1 pseudogene is annotated in these 508 nt (G+C 36.8%); it reads left to right on the forward strand.

The window, feature by feature from the left end:
• Window positions 1–71: 71 nt before the first annotated feature.
• Window positions 72–508: pseudogene (locus ACTYA4_RS22185) on the forward strand (IS21 family transposase); the annotation flags it as partial.

Here is a 508-nt window from a genome sequence, read left to right on the forward strand (position 1 = left end):
GACAGGTCAACTTACAAAATCATATTCACAAACCAAGTATAACAAGAAGTGTTCGAAAGGACAATACAATCATGTACCTTTCGAACCGGTATTCTGTTCCGTTAGGAACGTTTCAAAAGTATCCAGAAGTACATATTTATGAGACCGAGGAAAATAAATTAGTGATCTATTTCCAAGAGTCAGGGGAAATACTGGCCACACATTCTATTTGTTCTGATAAAGGAAAACTTATTCAAAACAGATCCCATCAACGTGATAGGTCGAAGGGAATAAACGAACTTATTGAGTTCGTTAGCGAATACTTTACAGACAAAGGAAAAGCAAAAATCTACTTAAATGAGTTGCGAAAAAGGTATCCACGATACCTTCGGGATCAGTTAAGTTTGATAAAAAAGTGTATGCAACTAGGAACAGTGGAAGTACTTGATGATTCATTAACACTCTGCATGGAGAGGCAACTCTTTAGTGCGAATGACTTTCAAGACGTAGTAGTCCTCTTAAAACGACA

It is taken from the genome of Niallia yueguangensis, from assembly GCF_052663115.1.